Raw genomic sequence first — 19,271 nt, forward strand, 5'->3', positions numbered from 1 at the left:
TCATCGCGGCCTACACAATCCTCAAGGACACTTTTATACCCGTCTATTTAAGCGACACGGCTTGACGCTATGGGGTTTCGAACTTAATCTAGCCCCCCTTGATTCAGGCGAAAACCTCTACCCTATGACCTATTGTGTTGCCATTACCATGGATGCCGGACTGGTATTCTGCTCCGATTCACGCACCAATGCCGGTGTGGACCAAGTCAGCACCTACGGCAAGATGTACCATTACAGCGTGAGCGGCGAGCGCGAGTTCGTGATTCTGTCGGCGGGTAATCTGGCCACCACCCAGGCGGTGATCTCCCAGGTAAAGCGCGATATCCGGGACAACGCCGCCACCAGTCTTAAAACGGTACCGGATATCAGTGAAGCGGCCAGCTACCTGGGGGAGATTAATCGCCAAGAGCAGGACAAACACGCCTCGGGAGGCGGCCCCAACGGCGGTATGAGCTTTGAGGCCAGCTTTATCATCGGCGGCCAGATTGCGGGCGACAAACCCCGCTTGGCGATGGTGTACCCGCAGGGCAACCACATTACCACCTCGAAGGATACTCCGTACCTACAAATCGGCGAAAGCAAATACGGCAAGCCCATTCTGGATCGAATCCTGACCCGCGAAACCAGTTTAGAAAACGCCTCGCGCTGTGCGCTGGTGTCCATGGATTCCACCATGCGCAGTAATTTGACCGTGGGACCGCCGATTGAGCTGGCTGTATACAGTGCCGACAGTTTCTCTTTGCAGCGATTTCGGTTTGACGACGATGACGAGTATTTGCGCGAGCTGAAAAAAGCGTGGGATCAATATTTAACCGACGCTTTCGACCGGCTGCCGTCGCTTAACTGGGGCGACTCGTTACAATCCGATGAACCAGGCTGAGCTTCTCGCTCACCCCTGGGGTAATCACAAACGGATAGGCATCCCCCAGCCCCATACTGCGATTCAGAGCGTTTAACGACACCGAAAGCTCCAGCCAATGCTGCAACAGCGAATCCACGCTGGAGAAATCAATCCCCCGCTTCAACACCCCAAATGATTCGGCCGTTTCCAGGGTATCCACAATATGCAGATAATGGGCCCAGGTTTCGGCCCAATCCTCCAGCGGATGGGACTGTGCGTAATGACTGATAAAGTGATCCGTCCACTGGGTATTATCTGTCGCGTTATAGTGATTTTTAAGCGCTGCCTGATAATCCCGACTCGGATCGCCAAACAAACGCTTAAACTCATTCAACCAAGGCGAATCCGCGACTAAAAGTTCGTAATAGTAGTGGCCAATTTCGTGGCGAAAGTGGCCCAGAATGGTTCGGTAGTATTCACCCAGTTGTTGCCTGACTTTCTCGCGATAAGCATCGTCGGCCTCGGCCAAATTAATGGTGATAAGCCCTTTGCTGTGACCTGTGGATATAAACGATTCGGCCACCGCGGGATTGCTGCGAGCATCTTCTAAAAAAGCAAACTCCAGGCGTACACCGCGATCATTGGCCGGGGTCAACTTCAGCCCCAAAGACAAGAGCGAGTAAATCAGATGGCGTTTGGCGGCCTCGAGCTTACCCCACTGGTGTACGTTATCGCCATGGGCCAAGTTGGGAACGGTTTTATTGAGCCGACAGCTGAGGCAATAGGGGTCGGTATCGTCAACGGGTACCACCCAATTACAGGCGTTGTAATCGTAATAATTTTTACAGTAGTGGTAAGCTTTGCCGTTGCTCGCCCAGAGGACTGGCGAGTCCCCTTGCATGTCAAAACTCTGCATACTCATGGTTAACGGGGCAAACCCCAGCGCTCGCGAGCACTGCAGACATTGGGTATTGCGAAAAAATACCCGGGCCCCGCACTGACAGTAAAAATCCTTCACAAAGCAACCTGTACCTGCGGTAAAAACCAAGTCGTGGCGATGGATTGGTGAATTTGCCCAATCTCGGTTTGCACCGTATCAATGTACTCGTGCAAGCCATTCGCCATCAGCGCCTCAAAGTCGGCGGTTTTTAACTGGCGCCGCAGCGCAGCTACCGAATGCAGCGCCTCATCACTGTTGGGCAAATGCGCAAAGCACTCGTTTAGCTGGATCAGGCAGTGTTCAACCGCGCGCGGAAACATTGGGTCCTGAAGTAAAAACATCACCACATCGTCGGCATTGACCCGGTCGAGCACATGCTGACGGTACATTTGATAACCACTTAACGAGCGCAACACACTCATCCATAAAATATTGCTGTAGGGCTCGCTGGCACTGTCCTCGGCAAATGCCTTAGGAAGAATGCGGCTGGCCCCCACATCGACAATACGGGAGGTCATATCCGCCCGCTCGAGGTTGCGCCCCAGGCTAATAAACCGATAGGCATCGTTCTGACTCATGCAACCGGCCAACAAACCGGTAAACTGTTGTACTCGCTGAATGACCGACTCTAGCAACAGGTGGCGTTCGCGCCGCGCGACGGCGCTGCTGGCATTGTCTTTTAAATACCAATAGGTATCGTTGATCAACTCGTAGACTTCCGAGGGCATTATCTCGCGAGTGATGCGAGCGTTTTCCCGGGCATTGGCCATACTGCTGAGCAGCGAGCTGGGGTTGTTGGTATCCCCCAGCATAAAACGCATCACACTGCGCTCATCGGCGGCCTCGGTATCGCGCGAAAAGTACTCATCCAGCCCCATGATTTCCACTAAGGTGCCCCACCCCACGCTCGTGCCTCGCGGTAAATCCAACAACAGCTTGGTGTTGACGTTGATCAGTCGGGCGGCGTTTTCGCAGCGCTCCATATAGCGCCCCATCCAGTAAATTCGTTCGGCTACACGTGACAGCATTACTTGCCCTCCTCGACCACAACCCAGGTATCCTGGCTACCGCCACCCTGAGAAGAGTTAACCACATACGAACCCTTGCGCATGGCCACCCGGGTTAACCCACCAGCGGTGACCGAGCTGTTGCGCCCCTGCAGTATAAAAGGGCGCAAATCGATATGTCGCGGTTCGGCGTTTTTACTGCCGATAATGGGCGTGGTGGATAGCGAGATCAGCGGCTGGGCCATATAGTTGCGCGGATTAGCTTTGATGCGAGCGGCAAACTCTTCACGCTCTTTCTTACTCGCCTGGGGCCCGATCAGCATACCGTAGCCACCGGACTCATTGGCGGGTTTGACCACTAACTTATCCAGATTTTTTAAAACATAGTCGCGTTGCGATTTATCCACGCATAAATAACTGGGTACGTTGGGCAGAATGGGATCTTCCCCCAAGTAGTATTTAATCATCTGCGGCACATAGGTATAGATAACCTTATCGTCCGCCACCCCGGCGCCCGGCGCATTGGCAATAGCCACATTGCCCTTGAGCCAGGCGCGCATTAATCCCGGCACCCCTAGCACCGAATCGGGGTTAAACATTTGCGGATCAAGGAACAGGTCATCGATGCGACGATAAATGACGTCCACGCGCGCCAGGCCATCAATGGTGCGCATAAATACATGGTCGTCTTCCACCACCAGGTCGCTGCCCTCCACCAGCTCTACCCCCATCTGCTGCGCAAGATAGGAATGCTCGAAATAAGCGGAGTTATAAATGCCGGGGGTTAGTACCACGACCTCGGGGAATTCCAGCGGACGCGGCGAGATGGCCGCCAGGGTATCGAACAACTGATTGGGGTACTCGGTGACCGGTAAAATATTGTGATTCTCGAACAGCTCGGGAAAGATGCGTTTGGTGACTTTGCGGTTTTCCAGCATATAGGATACCCCCGAGGGCACCCGCAAATTATCCTCTAACACGTAAAAGCGGCCGTCGTTATCGCGGATAAGATCGCTGCCACAGATATGCGCCCAGACCCCCAAAGCAGGCTTCATGCCCACACACTCAGGGCGAAAGTTAACCGAGTCGGCCAATAGCTCGGCGGGCAGCACTTTGTCCTTGATGATTCGCTGCTCGTTGTAAATATCGTCGATAAAACAGTTGAGCGCTTGCAAACGCTGAATCAAACCCTTTTCGGTATGCAGCCACTCTTTGTGCGCGATAACCCGGGGAATAATATCGAAAGGCCAGGCGCGGTCGATGTTGCCGGCCTCGGAGTAGACGGTAAAGGAAATGCCCATGGTTTTAATGGCCAACTCGGCCGAGTGCTTGCCTGCGGCTATTTCCTCGTGGGTCAGTCCCGCCAGATGCTTGGCCAGTTGTCTCGCCACTTTGCGCGGATTGCCCGGCGAGCTGATTAGTTCGTCGTAAAACTCACCGCTGTCGTACTCTCGCCAATTGATTTCCATAGCTGCTCCGGGTGGATTCGAATGATATTCCGTTCATCCAGCATAAGTCAGACCAGCTTTGAGAGCAAAACTATTCGGGTGGGTCCAAGTTCACCGCGGTGCTGGTATTGACCCTAAACCAGCCGGCAATACTGTAGCGCTCGCGAGCAGCCGGCAGTACTTCATGGGGAAACTCTTCGCTCAGAAACACCACCAAGCGCCCGGCATGAGGCACAACCCGCTCTAACACCTGTTTGTCCGCCCTATCGTAGAGCACCAGCTCACCCCCGTCTTCTGGCTGCCAGTTTTGGTTGAGATAAAAGACCGTGGACAAGACTCGGTTAGAACGTCCGTGAAACGCGTCCACATGTTTTTTGTAAAAACTGCCAACGGGATAATAGGAAAGATGGCTCTCGTAATCGAACAAGCCCATAAACAGGCGGCGATTCAGACCGTGACGAATATCGGCCATGGCGTCGAGAAAAAAGCTCGCCGCCCCGGTGCGCCCTTCAAGCCAGCAGATACGATCACCGCGCACATTGCGTGCAATGGTAAAATCCTCTTGCCGACCAATGCCGGCATTTTTAAATTCGGCCCCCGGGTGATCAAACTCCGCGCGCAGCTCTTGCACCGCCACGGGGTTAAATGTCTGATCCATGACCGCATAACCGTGCTGGGTAAGCTTGTCAGCTAACTCATCCAAGAAGGGCTCGTCAACGCGGGTGGAATATTGGCACAATGGGGTGGTATGAGTGGTCACAGCGGCTCCTCGTCGATGTCGCAAGCTTATACCCCCGGCCCGGGTCTCACGCAAGTGGTAACCAAATAAAAAGTGCGCATTAAAGACAAACTCATCAACTACTGCTCGGCCCCACTGGCCCAATGTTTTAAACAGTTTCGCCTGGGGGCGGTGGTGTTTTTCGCAGGGCTGGTGGTGGTCTATATTGCCTCGCAAGCAGTTCCGCCCTCGCTGACACAAGAGCTGATTACGCTGGCCGGACTCTTGCTGATTGGAGTGGGGTTTATCATTGCCATTGCCGCGCAAATGCGCATGCTGGGCGCCCGCCTGCTGGCCTTTTGGCGCAAGCAATAACCCCGATTAGCCCACTCCCAAGTGCTCCGGCAGCTTTTTTAACGCGTAGATATCAAACCGCCCCGACTTGCCCTCTAAGCGGTAACTGGGGACCCGGTTATCCAAATCCGGCGCCTTGCGTGGACGCTTTACCACCACCCGAAAACGGGCCACCTCAAGCGCGCGCTCCAGCAGCTGATCGGCGTCCGGATCGGAGCCCACCAGAGAGTGAAAAGCTTTCATTTCTTTTTTAACTTGGGCCGATTTCTGCCGCTCGGGAAACATCGGGTCCAGATAGACCACGTCGACACTGTCCGGTGTTTGCAGGTAGTCGGCGGCATCGGTACGGGCCAAACTCATGCGCTGCATAATCGCCTGTAACTCGGCATCGGCGCTTAGCTCGGCGCGCGCCAAGCCATCGGCCAGCAAAGCCTGCACCACCGGATTGCGCTCAAGCATATCCACTCGGCAGCCCAAAGTGGCCAATACAAAAGCATCGCGCCCTAACCCCGCCGTAGCGTCTAACACATGGGGGTAAACCCGCGCCTGCAGCCCCACGGCCTTGGCAATGGCCTGCCCTTTACCTCCGCCAAACTTGCGCCTGTGATCCACCGCACCAGAGGCAAAATCAACCCGAATAGGACCAGGCGCTTTGCGGCCTGTTTGCTGAAGCGCCAGCCCCTGAGCATCAAACAGCAGAGCGAACTCCGGCCCATCTACGAGCATGCTCACGTCTATATTCAGTAGCAACTCGGTGTTGAGAGCGCCGGCTAGACGGGTAGCAACTGGGCGGGCATCGGCGTGATTACAGATTACTACGGGGGCTCTCATAGGCGGGCGTCAGTTAGGAAACATCGCTTTAGCGTTTACACACAACAATGCCCCGCCCGTACCGACGAGGCATTGTTATCATTATATCAATGCGCAAACGCAAAGTGGTTTATCGGGGCACTAACTCAATTTCCACCCGACGGTTCTGTGCTCGCCCGGCCGAATTGGAATTGCTGGCTATAGGGTAGCGCGGACCATAGCCCACCGCATTGATGCGGTTGTAGTCCACCTGGCGCTGCCCCAAATAGTCGCGCACACTTTGCGCACGTCTTTCACTTAACATCTGGTTATAGCTATCAGACCCGGTGGAATCGGTATGGCCGGCGATATTCACGTTGGTTTTGTCGTATTCCCCCAACACCAATGCGACGGAATCCAATACATCGTGAAACTGCGGACGAATCGTGTACTCATCGGTTTCAAAAGTAATGTTACCGGGCATGATCAGTGAGATGGTATCGCCACTGCGCTGCACCTGCACACCACTGCCCTGCAGTTTTTGTCGCAGCTCGGCCTCCTGGCGATCCATATAGTGGCCCACACCACCGCCAATCGCACCACCGGCAACCGCACCGGTTAACGCGCCTTTGCCGCGATCTTTTTTGCTGGATGACGCTACCCCCACAGCGGCCCCGGCTACCGCACCAATAACGGCACCTGTGGTTGAGTTAGAGGTTTTCTTTTCCCCGGTGTAGGGATCGGTAGTGGTGCAAGCACCCACGCTCACTAAAGTCATAACCGCAATAAGACGCTTCATGATAACTCCTGATATTCGGCAATGAATAATACCGGCTAATGCTATACCATTCTGCTGAAAGGTACACTGCCAGTATTCACACTTACACAACTTGGCTTAACCGCAGCTGAATCTATTAGCCCGGCCATTATGATTGTCGGGTGAATCACGGCGCAGGATGCGCCGCCGAAGGCGAGCGCGAGCCCGGTAAACTCAAGGGATTCCACAAATTTTACCGGGCGACATTTAACGATGCTCAGAACGAGCCTCTTAATTGCCAGGTTACTAACATGAGACATGTTTATGCATCGCATTATAGGTATGGCGCTTTTACTGAATCTTTGCGCGTGTAGCCAATACGATTTTTCGGTAAATGATAATGTGGTGTACACCCCCAAGCCCATCCTAAAAGAAAGCTCGGTCTCCGATCCGGCGCTCAAGGCATGTCTACAACAGACCTTTAAAGATAAAAAACACACTAACATTTCGCAGGTAACCAGCCTGCGCTGCACTCACGCGGGTATTGCCAGCATAGCCGGTCTTGGGCGCTACTTTGCCCTCACCGAGCTGGATTTATCTGACAACGCGATAGCTGACGTTACGCCCCTGACAAGGCTGGGTAAATTAACCTTATTACACCTAGAGAATAACCAAATTCGCGATGCAGCACCGCTGTTAAGCCTGATCAAGCTGAGCGATTTGCGTATTGAGGGAAATAATGACGCGGGATGTAAAGACCTATACCAAGTGCGGACCAGTGTAAGAGATAACGCAGGCTCGGCCCTGTTACCCGATCATTGCGACCAGTAATAGCACCGAATACCGTTTAAGTAGCAAAGGTCAAGCCGATGGTATTGCGAAACTGACGTACCACCTTCATAGCCACAGGTTCAGAATTAATCGGCCCAACCACCTTGCGAAACAAAACCTGCACCACCGTACCCACCGGAGGTAAAACTTGGTTTTCCAACATCACCTGGGCACCGCCCTCGGAGATATCGGTGGTAAACCCCACTATTGTGCCAATGCCCGGGTGAGTCATCTCTACCCGTATGCTGCGGCTAGTGCGTTCATGCTGTCGGCGTTCCACGATGACATCCTCAAAAAATCAATAATTCCTGTGCTCTTTCACTCTCACTATAGCAAACGGTTATAGCGCTGCCTCGGCGTGTACCGGTGAGGTAAGTTGTAACCAGTCAAAGCCCTCGTCCTGACACGCATACAGAGTATTGGCAACCGTACCCACAAAAGGCTCCAACGCCTGTTTAACCAGCTCAAGAGAGTTGTTTTTCTGACTGATATGAGCCACCACCAAATGCTGCAATACTTGCATCGGGTATCGCTGCAAAAAACCCGCCGCCTGCTGGTTACTCAGGTGCCCCCAAAGACCACCCACACGCTGTTTCAAAGACGGCGGGTAAGGCCCACCGGCCAGCATCATCGGATCGTGGTTTGCCTCCAGAATCAACGCCTGGCAATTACCGTAACGCCTTTCCACATGGGGCGAGATATTACCCAGATCGGTCAGTAAACCCAGGCTAAGGCCCTCGTAGGTAAAAATAAATTGCGCCGGCTCGCGGGCATCATGAGGCACAGCCACTGGCTCTATCTGCAACTGCGCTAAAGCAAATGACTGGTAGTTTTCAATCAGGTTTAGCTCGGGCAAAGCGCCGTAATCACGGCTGTGATAGGTTCCGGGGGTCATATACACGGGCAGATTGTATCGCCGCGCCAGCGCCGCTACCCCTTTCACATGGTCGCCGTGCTCATGGGTTACCAGCACAGCGCTTAGATCAGACGCCGAATATTGAAGGCGCGCCAACCGCGCTTCGGTTTCGCGCACACTGAAACCACAGTCCACCAGAATGGCCCCGCCGGACCACTCAATCAGCGTACTGTTGCCCTTACTGCCGCTGCCCAGAGAAGCAAACCGCATGGATTTGCCGCTCCGTTAAATCAGGTTTTTACGCAGTATGGTTAACAGCTTGCGCGCTTCGCGCGGATCAATGCGCTTGCCATAGGGGTCGCGCAAATGCACCGTATAATCGCCGGGCTCACCTTTTATAAACAATAGGTAACCGGGGGCGCCGGCGTTCTGCGCTTCACCCTCGCGGTTTGACAATGGCGCACGAGCGAAGGCCTCGCCTGTCGGCACATTCTCAAGCAACTGCGCCAGGGTATACGGGCTGGTATGAACAATCTCTCGGTCGCTCTCAAACCAACCGCTAAACCATCCATCACTTTCGGGCTCGACTGGCTCGTAGTGTAGGTAGTAAACACCCTGATCCGGCGCGCTGTCGTATATGGCAAAGCCGTCTTGCTTCATCGAGTGGAACAAGGTCGCCTTAGCGCGCTCTTCGTTTAGGCGAATTTTCATAACCGGCTCGTTCGCCTCAATCACCAAGGCAGACTTGGCATCGCCGCCAATGGCCTGCGCCAGCAATGAGGTACCGCCCAGAGTTTCATCCCGAGCGAGCTCGGCGGCCAGCTCATCCAACAACCAGGCTTCACGCTCGGCCGAGGTCGATTGCTCGGGCCAGGGGGTGGGCTCGGTGGGCGCACTGCCGGGTAGAGATTGATGCCGTACGTGAATTTCACTGGTTTCCGGCTGTACCCCCTGATCGATCTGCACGCGGTATCTATCCACTGTGTTCAGATCGCTTTTAAACTGCAACCAGTGGCTTTCGATAATACCGCGGCTAATATCGGCATTGGCGACATCCACATTGTTTTCGTTCAAAAAGCTGCGCACCCGCGGCCAGACTTCACCCGGGGAAACATTCATCAGTATCCAGCGCTCTTCGCCCAAACGCTGGATTTTGATGTTTTCCTGCATCAGATTAGTGGCCAGCGGTTGAGGTCTGGGCACTTCGTTATGATCGGCGCTCACCGCCTCATCAAACTCGCTCTGCTGGATAGGCGGGATGGGGTAAATCTCCCCCAGCCGTTCGCGGCTCATACCTTCGGGCACTTTAATGGGCTCGATTTTATCGGCTTTTTGGTAGTCCCCGTCGCGATTGCGAAAGTAGGCTTGATCACCCCAAAACACGCCGCAACCAACCAGTTGCGTCACTAAAGTCAAAGCGAGCCCTCTGAGGGCAATGGTTTTTATCATATGAATATCTTCAGCTTACTCAAATCAATCCGGCATCGCGCAGTGCGGTGCGCACCTGCTCGTGATACACCTCAGACAGTGGCGTCATGGGCAAGCGAATGCCCTCTGCCACTATTCCCATTTGCGTTAGGGCCCATTTTACCGGGATGGGATTCGCCTCCAGGAACATCACCCGGTGCAATGACATTAACGAGTCATTCACCTGGCGCGCCTGCTCGGCCTTACCGGCAATGGCCAGCTCGCACATTTGTGCCAGCTTCCCGGGTATGACATTCGCAGTGACAGAAATATCCCCGTGACCGCCCAATAACATTAATTCCACGGCGGTTTCGTCGTCGCCCGAGATGACTTTAAAGCCATCGGGCGCGGCATCGATAATCGCTTTGGCCCGCCCCATATCGCCGGTAGCTTCTTTAATACCAATAATATTGGGCAGCTCAGCGAGGCGTAGCACCGTTTCGGGCAGCATATCGACGGCTGTTCGACCGGGCACGTTATAAAGCAGTTGCGGCATATCAACCGCTTCGGCAATAGCTTTGTGATGTAAATACAACCCCTCTTGGGTGGGCTTGTTATAGTAAGGGGTTACCGACAGGCAGGCGTCTGCCCCAGCGCTTTTGGCGCCCTCGGTCAGCTCGATGGCCTCGGACGTTGAGTTGGCGCCGGTTCCAGCAATGACCGGAATCTTGCCGTTCACTTGGTCAACGACATGGCGGATAACCGCCAAATGCTCATCGACATCTAAGGTGGCCGACTCACCGGTAGTGCCCACCGCGACTATGCCGTGGGTACCCTGCTCCAAGTGCCAATCGACCAGCGCCGATAAACCTTGCCAATCCAACGAATTGTCGGCATTCATGGGGGTTACCAGGGCAACCATACTGCCTTGAATCATAGCGTCTCCAATTACGGATAATCCGGGCTGCCTGAGCAGCCCCAAGGGCGCAGCTAACCGCCCGTGGTGTTGATAAAGTCTGGCGACATGTTACGCACCGCGCCTCAGCGACACAAGCGGCGCGCAAAGCGCTGCTTGTTAGCCTTTTTTAAAAGCCAGCATACGGTCCAAAGGCTTCATCGCCTGCTTGGCAAGCTCGGCATCGACAAATATCTCATTGTCGTCACGCTCGAAAACATTCGCCAGATTCTCCAGCTCATTCAGTGCCATCCAGGGGCAGTTGGCACAACTACGGCACGAGGCGCCGCTGCCGGCCGTGGGCGCGACATGAAAAGTCTTCTCGGGGCAGAGCTGTTGCATCTTAAAAAAGATGCCCTGATCCGTGGCCACAATAAATTCCTGATTGGGCAGGGTTTGCGCGGCGTTAATCAACTGCGAGGTCGAGCCCACTACATCGGCCAGCTCTACCACTGACTGGGGCGATTCCGGGTGCACAAGCACCGCCGCCTCGGGGTACAGTGTTTTTAAATCCTCAATCCCCTGGGCCTTAAATTCCTCATGCACAATGCAAGCACCATCCCACAAGAGCACATCGGCACCGGTTTGCTTTTGCACATAAGCGCCCAGGTGTTTATCCGGCGCCCAGAGAATTTTTTCGCCTTTTTTATCCAGATAGTCCACCACATCCAAGGCGATGCTCGAGGTAACCACCCAGTCGGCGCGCGCTTTCACCGCCGCCGAGGTATTCGCATACACCACCACGGTGCGGTCGGGGTACTGATCGCAAAAATCACTGAACTCGTCCGCCGGACAACCAATGTCGAGCGAGCAGGTCGCCTCGAGGGTGGGCATTAACACCCGCTTGTGGGGGGTGAGAATTTTGGCGGTCTCGCCCATAAACTTAACCCCCGCCACAATCAGGGTAGAGGCCGGGTGATCGCGCCCAAAGCGCGCCATCTCCAAGGAGTCCGACACGCACCCGCCCGTCTCTTCGGCAAGCGACTGGATGATCGGGTCGGTGTAATAGTGAGCCACCAGCACGGCATCGCGCTCGATCAGCATTTGCTTAATCTGAGCCTTTAAAGCCTGCTCTTGCTCTGGGGTAAGATCGCTGTGCCGCCCGATGCCCGCCAAGTGATCTTTTACCACCTGACGGTCGGATGCCAGAGCATCTGTCGCTGCATTATCGACAACTTCAATGGACATACTTGAATACCACGGTTGGCGCCCCTACTGGTGCAACGGCGCTTTTTAAAGGGCGCATTCTAGCATAAGGCTAGGGAACGGCGGGAGCGGTTGAAGTGTTTGCGGGGAAATTACCAAGGTAATAAAAAAGCGCCAAGTGCTTTGCAATTGGCGCTTTCATCGCTTGCTGACCGGCAGTGCTCAGTAAACTGCCTGTCAAAATATGGTGGGTCGTACTGGATTCGAACCAGTGACCAATTGGTTAAAAGCCAACTGCTCTACCAACTGAGCTAACGACCCGTAAAACTGATTGTGTGCCAATTCCTGTGGCGGATGACCGGCGGCGCTCAGTAAACTGCCCGTCTTAATATGGTGGGTCGTACTGGATTCGAACCAGTGACCAATTGGTTAAAAGCCAACTGCTCTACCAACTGAGCTAACGACCCATAATCTGATTGTATTTCGCTGCGCTAAAGCGCCTCAAATCAGAGGCGCACATAATAATGATTTGCCCGAAAAACACAAGGGATTTTTTGCAATTTAGCCCTAATATTTTTTATCTGTTCAATAACTTACCAACTTGGGCAAGGCGCGCACTACAGCCGGTAGCGAGTGGGGTCTGCCACCCCTGCCTGCTCGAAACCCACGCGGCGAAGGCGGCAGCTGTCGCAGCGCCCACAGGCGCGGCCATCATCATCGGCCTGGTAGCAGGACACCGTTAATCCATAGTCCACACCCAATTCGGTGCCACGGCGGATAATCTCGGCTTTACTCAGATCAATCAAGGGTGTGCGGATGGCTAGGGTGTGCCCTTCGGTACCTGCGCGAGTCGCTAAATTGGCCATTTTCTCGTAGGCGGCAATATAGTCTGGCCGGCAATCCGGGTAACCGGAGTAATCCACAGCGTTCACACCGATAAAAATATCGTCGGCGCCCAGCACCTCGGCCCAGCCCAAGGCAATGGACAGAAACACCGTATTGCGCGCCGGAACATAAGTTACGGGAACCCCCTGAGTCTCCTCTTCGGGCACATCAATGCTGTCGTCGGTCAACGCCGAACCACCAATCGCGCGCAGGTCCAGATTGATCACCTTGTGGTCGGCACTGCCCAGCGCCTGGGCGGCGCGCTCAGCCGCCAATAGTTCGGCGCGCATGCGCTGGCCGTAATCAAAACTGATGGTATAGCACTCATACCCCTCACTGCGGGCAATGGCCAGGGCTGTGGTTGAGTCCAAGCCACCCGACACCAATACCACCGCTCTTTTTTGGCCCATGCAGATCTCCTTTTACTTTAATGCCCCGGCGTGTCATCCCACAGCAACTTGTGCAGCTGGAGCTGAAAACGCACCGGTAAATTGTCTTCTACCACCCAATCGGCCAACTGGCGGGGCGATACCTGGCCGAAACTGGGCGAGATCAATACATCCCCCACACGCTCGGCTAGTTTATATTCGTCTAACTTGAGCTTTGCCCACTGGTAGTCTTCCCGCGAGCAGATCACAAACTTAATCTGATCGCGGCCGTCCAGCAGCTTCAGGTTGGACCAGAGGTTGCGCTGCACCTCTCCCGAACCCGGGGTTTTAAGATCCATCACCTTCACCACTCGCTCATCCACCCCCTCGAGAGTCATGGCGCCGCTGGTTTCTAGCGATACCTGGTAACCGCGCTCACACAGTGCCGTTAACAGGGCTGGCGTATGCTTTTGCGCCATAGGCTCACCGCCGGTCACACAGACATAACGCGGTGAATAAGAGGCAACCTTATCCAGCACCTCATCGAACGACATCCGCGTGCCCCCGTAAAACGCATACTCACTGTCGCAGTAACCACAGCGCAGTGGGCACCCGGTCAGGCGCACAAACACCGTAGGCAAACCCACGGTATTGGACTCACCCTGTAAGGAATAGAAAATTTCCGTGATTTTGACACTTAGTTCAGTCATATATACGCCGGCACCTGGCTCCTACGGGTTCACGCCCCAAGGAGCAGGTGCTATTCTAAATAGCTTTGTCACCGCCGCTTCGGACTGCAGTAATGAAACCGGTCAAATCCAAAAAAGCGCAACGCCAGGAATTGGAAGCTCAAATTCGCGAGTACCAGTCTCGCGGTGGCACCGTTAATCAGGTGCCGCGCGGGCTTTCGGGGCGGGCCGATGCCAACACCCCTCTGCCACACGTATTCGAGAAGAAGGCCGAGGCCGAAAGTCGTACCGAAGTCTCCCAGGTTATCGCGGCGATAGAGCAACGACGACGCCCCCAACCGCCTAAAATCCAACGCCCTAACAAGCCCAAACTGCCGCGTAAAAAACTCATTTACGACGAGTTTGGCGAGCCTTTGCGCTGGGAATGGGAAAGCTAAAACCGCCCTACCCGCTTACCGATCAATTAAATTAAAGTCAGCTTGCAAAATATCAATAATGTCCTGCTTGGGATTGTCCGATAGCTCGATACGCTGGCCCGTGATTTTCTCCGCAATGGCGAGATAGGTTTCGGAAACCTCCATCAACACCGACTCGGGCAAGGCGTTATCCCGCGCCAGCGCCTGACGCTCGTCCATGCGATCTTTGTTGAGCAAAATGTCCGGATCATCAAAATAGCTCAACAGTAATTGACGGAAGGCCTCTTTGGATTTCTCCACCACCTTACCATCGCGATAACTCGGGCCATCCCATATACGTGAAGAGTCGGGCGTACCCACCTCGTCCATATAAATCAACTTGTCGTTACCGGCAGCATCAGTCACATAACCAAACTCAAACTTGGTATCCACGAACACCTGATCCAGCGCCGCCAATGAATCGCTGATGACCGCGAAGCCCTCTTTTAACAACTTCTCGTATTGCTCGATATCCGCTTTGCACCGAAAGTTAAAGGCTTGGTAATTGGCTTCAATATCGCCCCGAGTAATATTCACATCGTCCACTTCAGGAACGCCGGGAATACCGGTCAAAATACCTTTGGTGGATGGGGTGATCAGCAACTCGGGCAGCTTTTGGTCTTTCTCCAGACCATCGGGCAATTCAATTCCGCAAAAATCCCGCTCGCCTTTGCTGTAGGCGCGCCACATGGAGCCGGTAATATACTGCCGGCAGATCGCCTCAATTTTGACCGGACGGGCTTTTTGTACAATCCAAACCAATGGGTGGGGAATATCCAGAATATGACTATCAGCGAGGCCGCTATCGCGAAACAAGCGAAACCAGTGATTAGAAATGGCATTGAGCGCCGCGCCCTTGCCCGGAACACCGTCCATTCCCCCTTCGCCGTGCCAAATACAATCAAAGGCCGAGATTCGGTCACTGATCACCATAATGGCCAGAGCTGCGTCAGGGGCGACGTCATAACCCTTGTCAACAATCAGCCGCTTGCTGTCGGCCTCGGTCAACCAATAAACAGAACGCACCTTGCCACTGTGCACGGGCAAATTAGTGCGAATGGGCAGATCATCGTTTACCGCTAACACCCGGTCGGAAAGCCCCATAGAATCACCCTATCACTTTAGGCCGAAAAACCCGCGATATTAACACATTTACCCTCTACGCCAAGACTACTACCAAGGCAAAGGCTCGCCGCTCCAGTGAAAAAAACCGCCATTATCGTCCGGCCCCAAACTCTGCATAACACTCACTAAGCGGCCGGCCGAGGTCTCAGGGGTGTATAAACGGTGGCTGGGAATACGGGCCGCAAAAGGCTCCGAAAGCGCCGAGCGAGTGGTCCCCGGATGCAGCGCGACCAGACAAGCATCCCGATGCCGACGCGCCAACTCAATCGAGGCCGTTTTGACCAGCATATTTAACGCCGCTTTACTGGCGCGGTAGCCATACCAGCCACCCAGGGCGTTATCACCAATACTGCCCACTTGAGCGCTTAAAAACGCTACCTTGGGCCGCTTGGCAGAAGCGATAAAGGCACTCAGGTGCTTCAAAATCAAGGCAGGGATAATGGTGTTGACCGCAAAATAGTGAGACAACTGCTCAGCGCTCAAGTCCTCCAGACGTTTTTCGGGAGTGAAAAACTCATCGTGCAACACCCCGACACAACACCAGATCTCGGCGGGCGCCACCTCCAGCTCGCGCAGCCGCTGAACAACTTGCTCCAGCCCCTCATCACTGTAATCACAACAGACGTAATGCGCATAGCAAGCGGGCGCCTCGGGAGCTCGCCCCACCCCCAGCAGGCACCTGCCCGCTTGCGCCCGGTACGCGGCAATCGCCTGAGCAAGCGCGCTGCTGGCCCCAAAAATCAGTACATTAGACATAAAACCTCCGGCTTAATCAGGCCGGCGGTGGCCAGCCTACAACCAGTCTTTACGCTTGAAATACCAAAGTGGTGCAATGGCCGAGGCCATCATAATGGCGATACCCGTCAAATAACCCCACTTCCACTCCAGCCCGGGGATAAAATCAAAGTTCATCCCGTAAAAACTGGCCACGACGGTGGGGGGCAGAAAAATTACCGCGGCAATGGAGAAGGTTTTGATAATCTGGTTTTGCTCGATATTGATAAAGCCCTGAGTCGAATCCATCAAGAAGTTAATTTTGTCGAACAAAAACGCGGTATGTGACATCAGGGTATCCACGTCGCGCTTAATCTCGCGGGCAGTTTCCTGCAGCTCAAAATGCTCGCGCAGGTGACGCTGCAAAAAAGAGATAGAACGCTGGGTATCCATCAGGCAAAGGCGGATTTTGCCGTTGCTGTCCTCAAGCTTCGCCAAACGGTCGATAGCATCTTCCAGGTCGGCATCGTCATCTTCCAGCACGGTATGACTGACATCTTCGAGCTTGCGGTGAATATCTTCCAGCACGTCTGCCAAGTTCTCGACCTTTTGCTCGAACATGGTAATCAGCAAATCCTGCGGCGAGTGCGCCTGCACCTGCCCTCTCCGGGCGCGCATCCGCAGAAGACGAAAATCGGCCAGCTCGCCGTCGCGCAGGGTAATCAGGCGCTTGTCCTGCAAAATAAAGGCGACCGTGGTCGTACTGTGGCGCCCTTCGGTGGGCGCTAAAAACAGCGAGTGGACGTGAATACCCGCTGAATCCAGAAAGTACCGGGCCGAGAACTCAATTTCTTCCACATCGTCTGACTCGGGCAGCTCGGCGCGCACGAAGGTATTGAGCTGTTCACGCTCTTCATCCGTGGGCTCGTGAGCATCAATCCAGACCGCTTGATTCATCGCCTCGCGGATCACTTCCGGATCCGGGCCCTGCTCTCGCAGCTTCGCGCCCTGAATTTCAAACATTCTTAGCATGCTTCACACTCCCTAAGCCTGTTAACACCAAACCAGCTATCTCGTTACAAAAGTGTACCCTGTTATACGTTTTATTTCTTACGTTTGGATGGATAAGGGGAAGGTTCTCCCTCTGGGCGAGTCTTAAAGCGCCGGTGAACCCATAAGTATTGCGTGGGGTGGCGACGCACTACCGCTTCAACAACGGCGTTGGCAGCGGCAGCATCGGCAACGTCGTCGCCCGAGGGGAAATTCTCTAACGGCTCTTTAATCTCAACGTGATAAACACCCTGCTCGTCCCGGTAATGCTCGAAGGGTACGACCGCAGCGCGGCCCATCTGCGCCATCCGGGCGGTGGCCGTTACCGTGGCCGCCTCAATTCCCATAAAAGGCGCAAATACGGTATTCTGCACACCGTAATCTTGATCTGGCGCATACCAGATGCGATGGCCTTTGCGCAGATTTTTAACCAGTTGGCGCACATCCTCGCGGGGAATCGTGGTGCCGGAGTAGCGCTCGCGCGCGCTGGCCATGGCTGCTGCCAAAAGCGGATTGCGATCCACCCGGTAAATCATATCGCACTCAATATTAAGCCCCATAATGCGACCGGCCATATCCAAAGTCGTGTAGTGCCCCCCTAACAGCAGCACGCCGCGCCCCTCGTTCTGTAAGCGGTGCAGTATCTCCATGCCTTTTAACGTGTAACGCCCTTCGATGGCGCGATCCGGTCCCCACAAAGCAATCGCGGTTTCAATAAAGCTGAGTCCCACATCGCGCAGAATGTCGCGCACCCGCGCATCGCGCTCGACCTCGTCCAACTCAGGAAAACAAAGTGCCACATTAGTGCGAGCAATCTCGCGGCGCGAATCGGCAAAGCGATAAAACAATCGCCCCAGCAAAACACCCAAGCGATGAGACAACGCCCAAGGCAAATGCGCCACCAGCCAACACACTCCCAGAATCATCCAGGTGGGCCAAAAGCGGGGGTGGCCATAGCCTTTTAAGCTGGTGCGCGCGTCTTTTTTTGCCTGTGTCATAGGTCCTACCGTTAAACCATCAAACCGGATTTTGCCCGGCATACTCATCAGTGGCGAGATTATAACAGGCGCGTGAATCTGGTAGAGTAAAAGCCACAAGATAATCACAACCGAGGCTCACCTTGACCCAAGAACCCGACAGCCGACTCACCCAGCTGAGCGAACGACTGGATAAAAATCACGCCCAAATTACCCGTCAACTGGACGAGCTTTATCAGCTAAGAGAGCAAGCAGTGGGTGAGCAATGGCGTAAATACGAAGAGCAAATCCGCCACCTAAAAGAACAGGAAATTCGGCTACTAAAATCGAAAAACGCTGCCTGGATGGCTCACTGGCTGCGAACCGATGGCGAAGTAGAGATTACCGAACGGCCACACCGCAAACTGGGGCTGGCGATCATAGGCATTAGCGTGATCGCACTAATCGCACTGGGCGTCTATGCGTGGAAAATTAACAGCGGGGGATGACAAGAAAAAGAAATGGGCAGCGCCCGGGACCGGGAGCTGCCCCAACAGGAGCATGAATCAATCAGAAGAATCGGCGGGAACAGCGGCCTCAATTAAGGTCTTGAGTTCGCCCTTCTCGTACATCTCGGTCACGATATCGCAACCTCCTACCAGCTCACCGTTTACCCATAACTGTGGGTAAGTCGGCCAATTGGCATACTGCTTTAAACCTTCGCGAATGTCCGGGTTCGACAAGACATCCACGTATGCAAATCTTTGTCCGCAAGACATCACCGCTTGTGATGTGCGCTGTGAAAACCCGCACTGAGGGGCATTTGGAGAGCCCTTCATATACAAAATAACCGGATTTTCAGATAACTGCTGCTTGATGGTTTCCATCACGTCCATAGACAATGCTAACCTCTGTGGCTTTGGACAACCCTGGGTAACTACCCAAAAGGTTGGGTGAATCGACGAATATTGACCCGAATA

23 protein-coding genes and 2 tRNA genes are annotated in these 19,271 nt (G+C 54.3%); 5 read left to right on the forward strand and 20 right to left on the reverse strand.

Features of this window, described 5'->3' with window-relative positions; genetic code table 11:
• Nucleotides 1-124: 124 nt before the first annotated feature.
• Nucleotides 125-880, forward strand: a complete 756-nt coding sequence (locus M6D89_RS06315; protein ID WP_253967176.1) for a proteasome-type protease — start codon at nucleotides 125-127, stop codon at nucleotides 878-880.
• Here M6D89_RS06315 and M6D89_RS06320 read toward each other — a convergent pair.
• From M6D89_RS06320 to M6D89_RS06335, 4 genes are all read right to left on the reverse strand, one after another.
• A complete protein-coding gene (locus M6D89_RS06320) occupies nucleotides 840-1,859 on the reverse strand; it encodes a zinc-binding metallopeptidase family protein (RefSeq protein ID WP_253967177.1) in 1,020 nt (339 codons plus the stop codon). The genes M6D89_RS06315 and M6D89_RS06320 overlap by 41 nt on opposite strands.
• Nucleotides 1,856-2,809 carry an alpha-E domain-containing protein gene (locus M6D89_RS06325; protein ID WP_253967178.1) on the reverse strand — a complete coding sequence of 318 codons (954 nt, stop codon included), beginning with the start codon at nucleotides 2,807-2,809 and terminating at the stop codon, nucleotides 1,856-1,858. Before M6D89_RS06325 ends, M6D89_RS06320 begins: the two co-directional genes overlap by 4 nt.
• A complete protein-coding gene (locus M6D89_RS06330) occupies nucleotides 2,809-4,257 on the reverse strand; it encodes a circularly permuted type 2 ATP-grasp protein (protein WP_253967179.1) in 1,449 nt (482 codons plus the stop codon). Before M6D89_RS06330 ends, M6D89_RS06325 begins: the two co-directional genes overlap by 1 nt.
• 70 nt (nucleotides 4,258-4,327) lie before the next feature.
• Nucleotides 4,328-4,996 (reverse strand): 2OG-Fe(II) oxygenase, encoded by a 669-nt coding sequence (locus M6D89_RS06335; RefSeq protein WP_253967180.1) that lies wholly within the window; start codon nucleotides 4,994-4,996, stop codon nucleotides 4,328-4,330.
• 72 nt (nucleotides 4,997-5,068) lie between these two features.
• Here M6D89_RS06335 and M6D89_RS06340 point away from each other — a divergent pair, with 72 nt between their 5' ends.
• Nucleotides 5,069-5,329, forward strand: coding sequence for a hypothetical protein (locus M6D89_RS06340; protein WP_253967181.1), 261 nt, complete (start codon nucleotides 5,069-5,071; stop codon nucleotides 5,327-5,329).
• 6 nt (nucleotides 5,330-5,335) lie between these two features.
• Here the strand turns inward: M6D89_RS06340 and M6D89_RS06345 are convergent, their stop codons facing one another.
• Nucleotides 5,336-6,139 carry a class I SAM-dependent methyltransferase gene (locus tag M6D89_RS06345; RefSeq protein ID WP_253967182.1) on the reverse strand — a complete coding sequence of 268 codons (804 nt, stop codon included), beginning with the start codon at nucleotides 6,137-6,139 and terminating at the stop codon, nucleotides 5,336-5,338.
• A gap of 109 nt (nucleotides 6,140-6,248) precedes the next feature.
• The gene (locus M6D89_RS06350) at nucleotides 6,249-6,896 is read right to left on the reverse strand and encodes a YiaD family glycine zipper/OmpA-like lipoprotein (RefSeq protein ID WP_253967183.1); all 648 of its coding nucleotides are present in this window, start codon (nucleotides 6,894-6,896) and stop codon (nucleotides 6,249-6,251) included.
• A 282-nt stretch (nucleotides 6,897-7,178) separates the two neighbouring features.
• On the opposite strand from M6D89_RS06350, the gene M6D89_RS06355 reads away from it, so the two are divergent.
• Nucleotides 7,179-7,685: a leucine-rich repeat domain-containing protein gene (locus tag M6D89_RS06355; RefSeq protein WP_253967184.1), complete on the forward strand. Its 507-nt coding sequence runs from the start codon at nucleotides 7,179-7,181 to the stop codon at nucleotides 7,683-7,685.
• A gap of 16 nt (nucleotides 7,686-7,701) precedes the next feature.
• On the opposite strand, the gene M6D89_RS06360 is transcribed toward M6D89_RS06355, so the two are convergent.
• The 9 genes from M6D89_RS06360 to queE form a co-directional block, all read right to left on the reverse strand.
• Nucleotides 7,702-7,965, reverse strand: coding sequence for a PilZ domain-containing protein (locus M6D89_RS06360; protein WP_253967185.1), 264 nt, complete (start codon nucleotides 7,963-7,965; stop codon nucleotides 7,702-7,704).
• A 60-nt stretch (nucleotides 7,966-8,025) separates the two neighbouring features.
• Nucleotides 8,026-8,811: an MBL fold metallo-hydrolase gene (locus M6D89_RS06365; RefSeq protein ID WP_253967186.1), complete on the reverse strand. Its 786-nt coding sequence runs from the start codon at nucleotides 8,809-8,811 to the stop codon at nucleotides 8,026-8,028.
• A gap of 15 nt (nucleotides 8,812-8,826) precedes the next feature.
• Nucleotides 8,827-9,990, reverse strand: coding sequence for an outer membrane protein assembly factor BamC (bamC, locus tag M6D89_RS06370; protein WP_253967187.1), 1,164 nt, complete (start codon nucleotides 9,988-9,990; stop codon nucleotides 8,827-8,829).
• A 19-nt stretch (nucleotides 9,991-10,009) separates the two neighbouring features.
• Nucleotides 10,010-10,885: a 4-hydroxy-tetrahydrodipicolinate synthase gene (gene dapA, locus M6D89_RS06375; protein ID WP_253967188.1), complete on the reverse strand. Its 876-nt coding sequence runs from the start codon at nucleotides 10,883-10,885 to the stop codon at nucleotides 10,010-10,012.
• Nucleotides 10,886-11,023: 138 nt separating this feature from the next.
• Nucleotides 11,024-12,091 carry a quinolinate synthase NadA gene (nadA, locus tag M6D89_RS06380; protein WP_253967189.1) on the reverse strand — a complete coding sequence of 356 codons (1,068 nt, stop codon included), beginning with the start codon at nucleotides 12,089-12,091 and terminating at the stop codon, nucleotides 11,024-11,026.
• A 203-nt stretch (nucleotides 12,092-12,294) separates the two neighbouring features.
• Nucleotides 12,295-12,370 (reverse strand) — tRNA-Lys (locus M6D89_RS06385).
• 70 nt (nucleotides 12,371-12,440) lie between these two features.
• Nucleotides 12,441-12,516 (reverse strand) — tRNA-Lys (locus M6D89_RS06390).
• Between the two features lie 150 nt (nucleotides 12,517-12,666).
• Entirely contained in the window at nucleotides 12,667-13,344 is a 678-nt protein-coding gene (gene queC / locus M6D89_RS06395; protein WP_253967190.1) for a 7-cyano-7-deazaguanine synthase QueC, read from the reverse strand.
• A 17-nt stretch (nucleotides 13,345-13,361) separates the two neighbouring features.
• Nucleotides 13,362-14,012 carry a 7-carboxy-7-deazaguanine synthase QueE gene (gene queE, locus M6D89_RS06400; RefSeq protein ID WP_253967191.1) on the reverse strand — a complete coding sequence of 217 codons (651 nt, stop codon included), beginning with the start codon at nucleotides 14,010-14,012 and terminating at the stop codon, nucleotides 13,362-13,364.
• A 92-nt stretch (nucleotides 14,013-14,104) separates the two neighbouring features.
• On the opposite strand from queE, the gene M6D89_RS06405 reads away from it, so the two are divergent.
• Nucleotides 14,105-14,428: a hypothetical protein gene (locus M6D89_RS06405; RefSeq protein ID WP_253967192.1), complete on the forward strand. Its 324-nt coding sequence runs from the start codon at nucleotides 14,105-14,107 to the stop codon at nucleotides 14,426-14,428.
• Nucleotides 14,429-14,443: 15 nt separating this feature from the next.
• Here M6D89_RS06405 and M6D89_RS06410 read toward each other — a convergent pair whose 3' ends face one another.
• The 4 genes from M6D89_RS06410 to lpxL all read right to left on the reverse strand — a co-directional run bounded on the left by M6D89_RS06410 (nucleotide 14,444) and on the right by lpxL (nucleotide 18,333).
• Nucleotides 14,444-15,550, reverse strand: coding sequence for a phosphoribosylaminoimidazolesuccinocarboxamide synthase (locus M6D89_RS06410; protein WP_253967193.1), 1,107 nt, complete (start codon nucleotides 15,548-15,550; stop codon nucleotides 14,444-14,446).
• Between the two features lie 69 nt (nucleotides 15,551-15,619).
• Nucleotides 15,620-16,327, reverse strand: coding sequence for an SDR family NAD(P)-dependent oxidoreductase (locus M6D89_RS06415; protein WP_253967194.1), 708 nt, complete (start codon nucleotides 16,325-16,327; stop codon nucleotides 15,620-15,622).
• 36 nt (nucleotides 16,328-16,363) lie between these two features.
• Nucleotides 16,364-17,317, reverse strand: coding sequence for a magnesium/cobalt transporter CorA (gene corA / locus M6D89_RS06420; protein WP_253967195.1), 954 nt, complete (start codon nucleotides 17,315-17,317; stop codon nucleotides 16,364-16,366).
• Between the two features lie 71 nt (nucleotides 17,318-17,388).
• On the reverse strand, nucleotides 17,389-18,333 hold the full coding sequence (lpxL, locus tag M6D89_RS06425; protein WP_253967196.1) for an LpxL/LpxP family Kdo(2)-lipid IV(A) lauroyl/palmitoleoyl acyltransferase: 945 nt from the start codon (nucleotides 18,331-18,333) through the stop codon (nucleotides 17,389-17,391).
• Between the two features lie 122 nt (nucleotides 18,334-18,455).
• Here lpxL and M6D89_RS06430 point away from each other — a divergent pair, with 122 nt between their 5' ends.
• Complete coding sequence (locus M6D89_RS06430; RefSeq protein WP_253967197.1) at nucleotides 18,456-18,800, forward strand: hypothetical protein; 345 nt, start codon at nucleotides 18,456-18,458, stop codon at nucleotides 18,798-18,800.
• Nucleotides 18,801-18,857: 57 nt separating this feature from the next.
• On the opposite strand, the gene grxD is transcribed toward M6D89_RS06430, so the two are convergent.
• Nucleotides 18,858-19,187 carry a Grx4 family monothiol glutaredoxin gene (gene grxD, locus M6D89_RS06435; RefSeq protein ID WP_253967705.1) on the reverse strand — a complete coding sequence of 110 codons (330 nt, stop codon included), beginning with the start codon at nucleotides 19,185-19,187 and terminating at the stop codon, nucleotides 18,858-18,860.
• Nucleotides 19,188-19,271: the final 84 nt, after the last annotated feature.

It is taken from the genome of Gilvimarinus xylanilyticus (assembly GCF_024195295.1).
GTDB lineage: Bacteria > Pseudomonadota > Gammaproteobacteria > Pseudomonadales > Cellvibrionaceae > Gilvimarinus > Gilvimarinus xylanilyticus.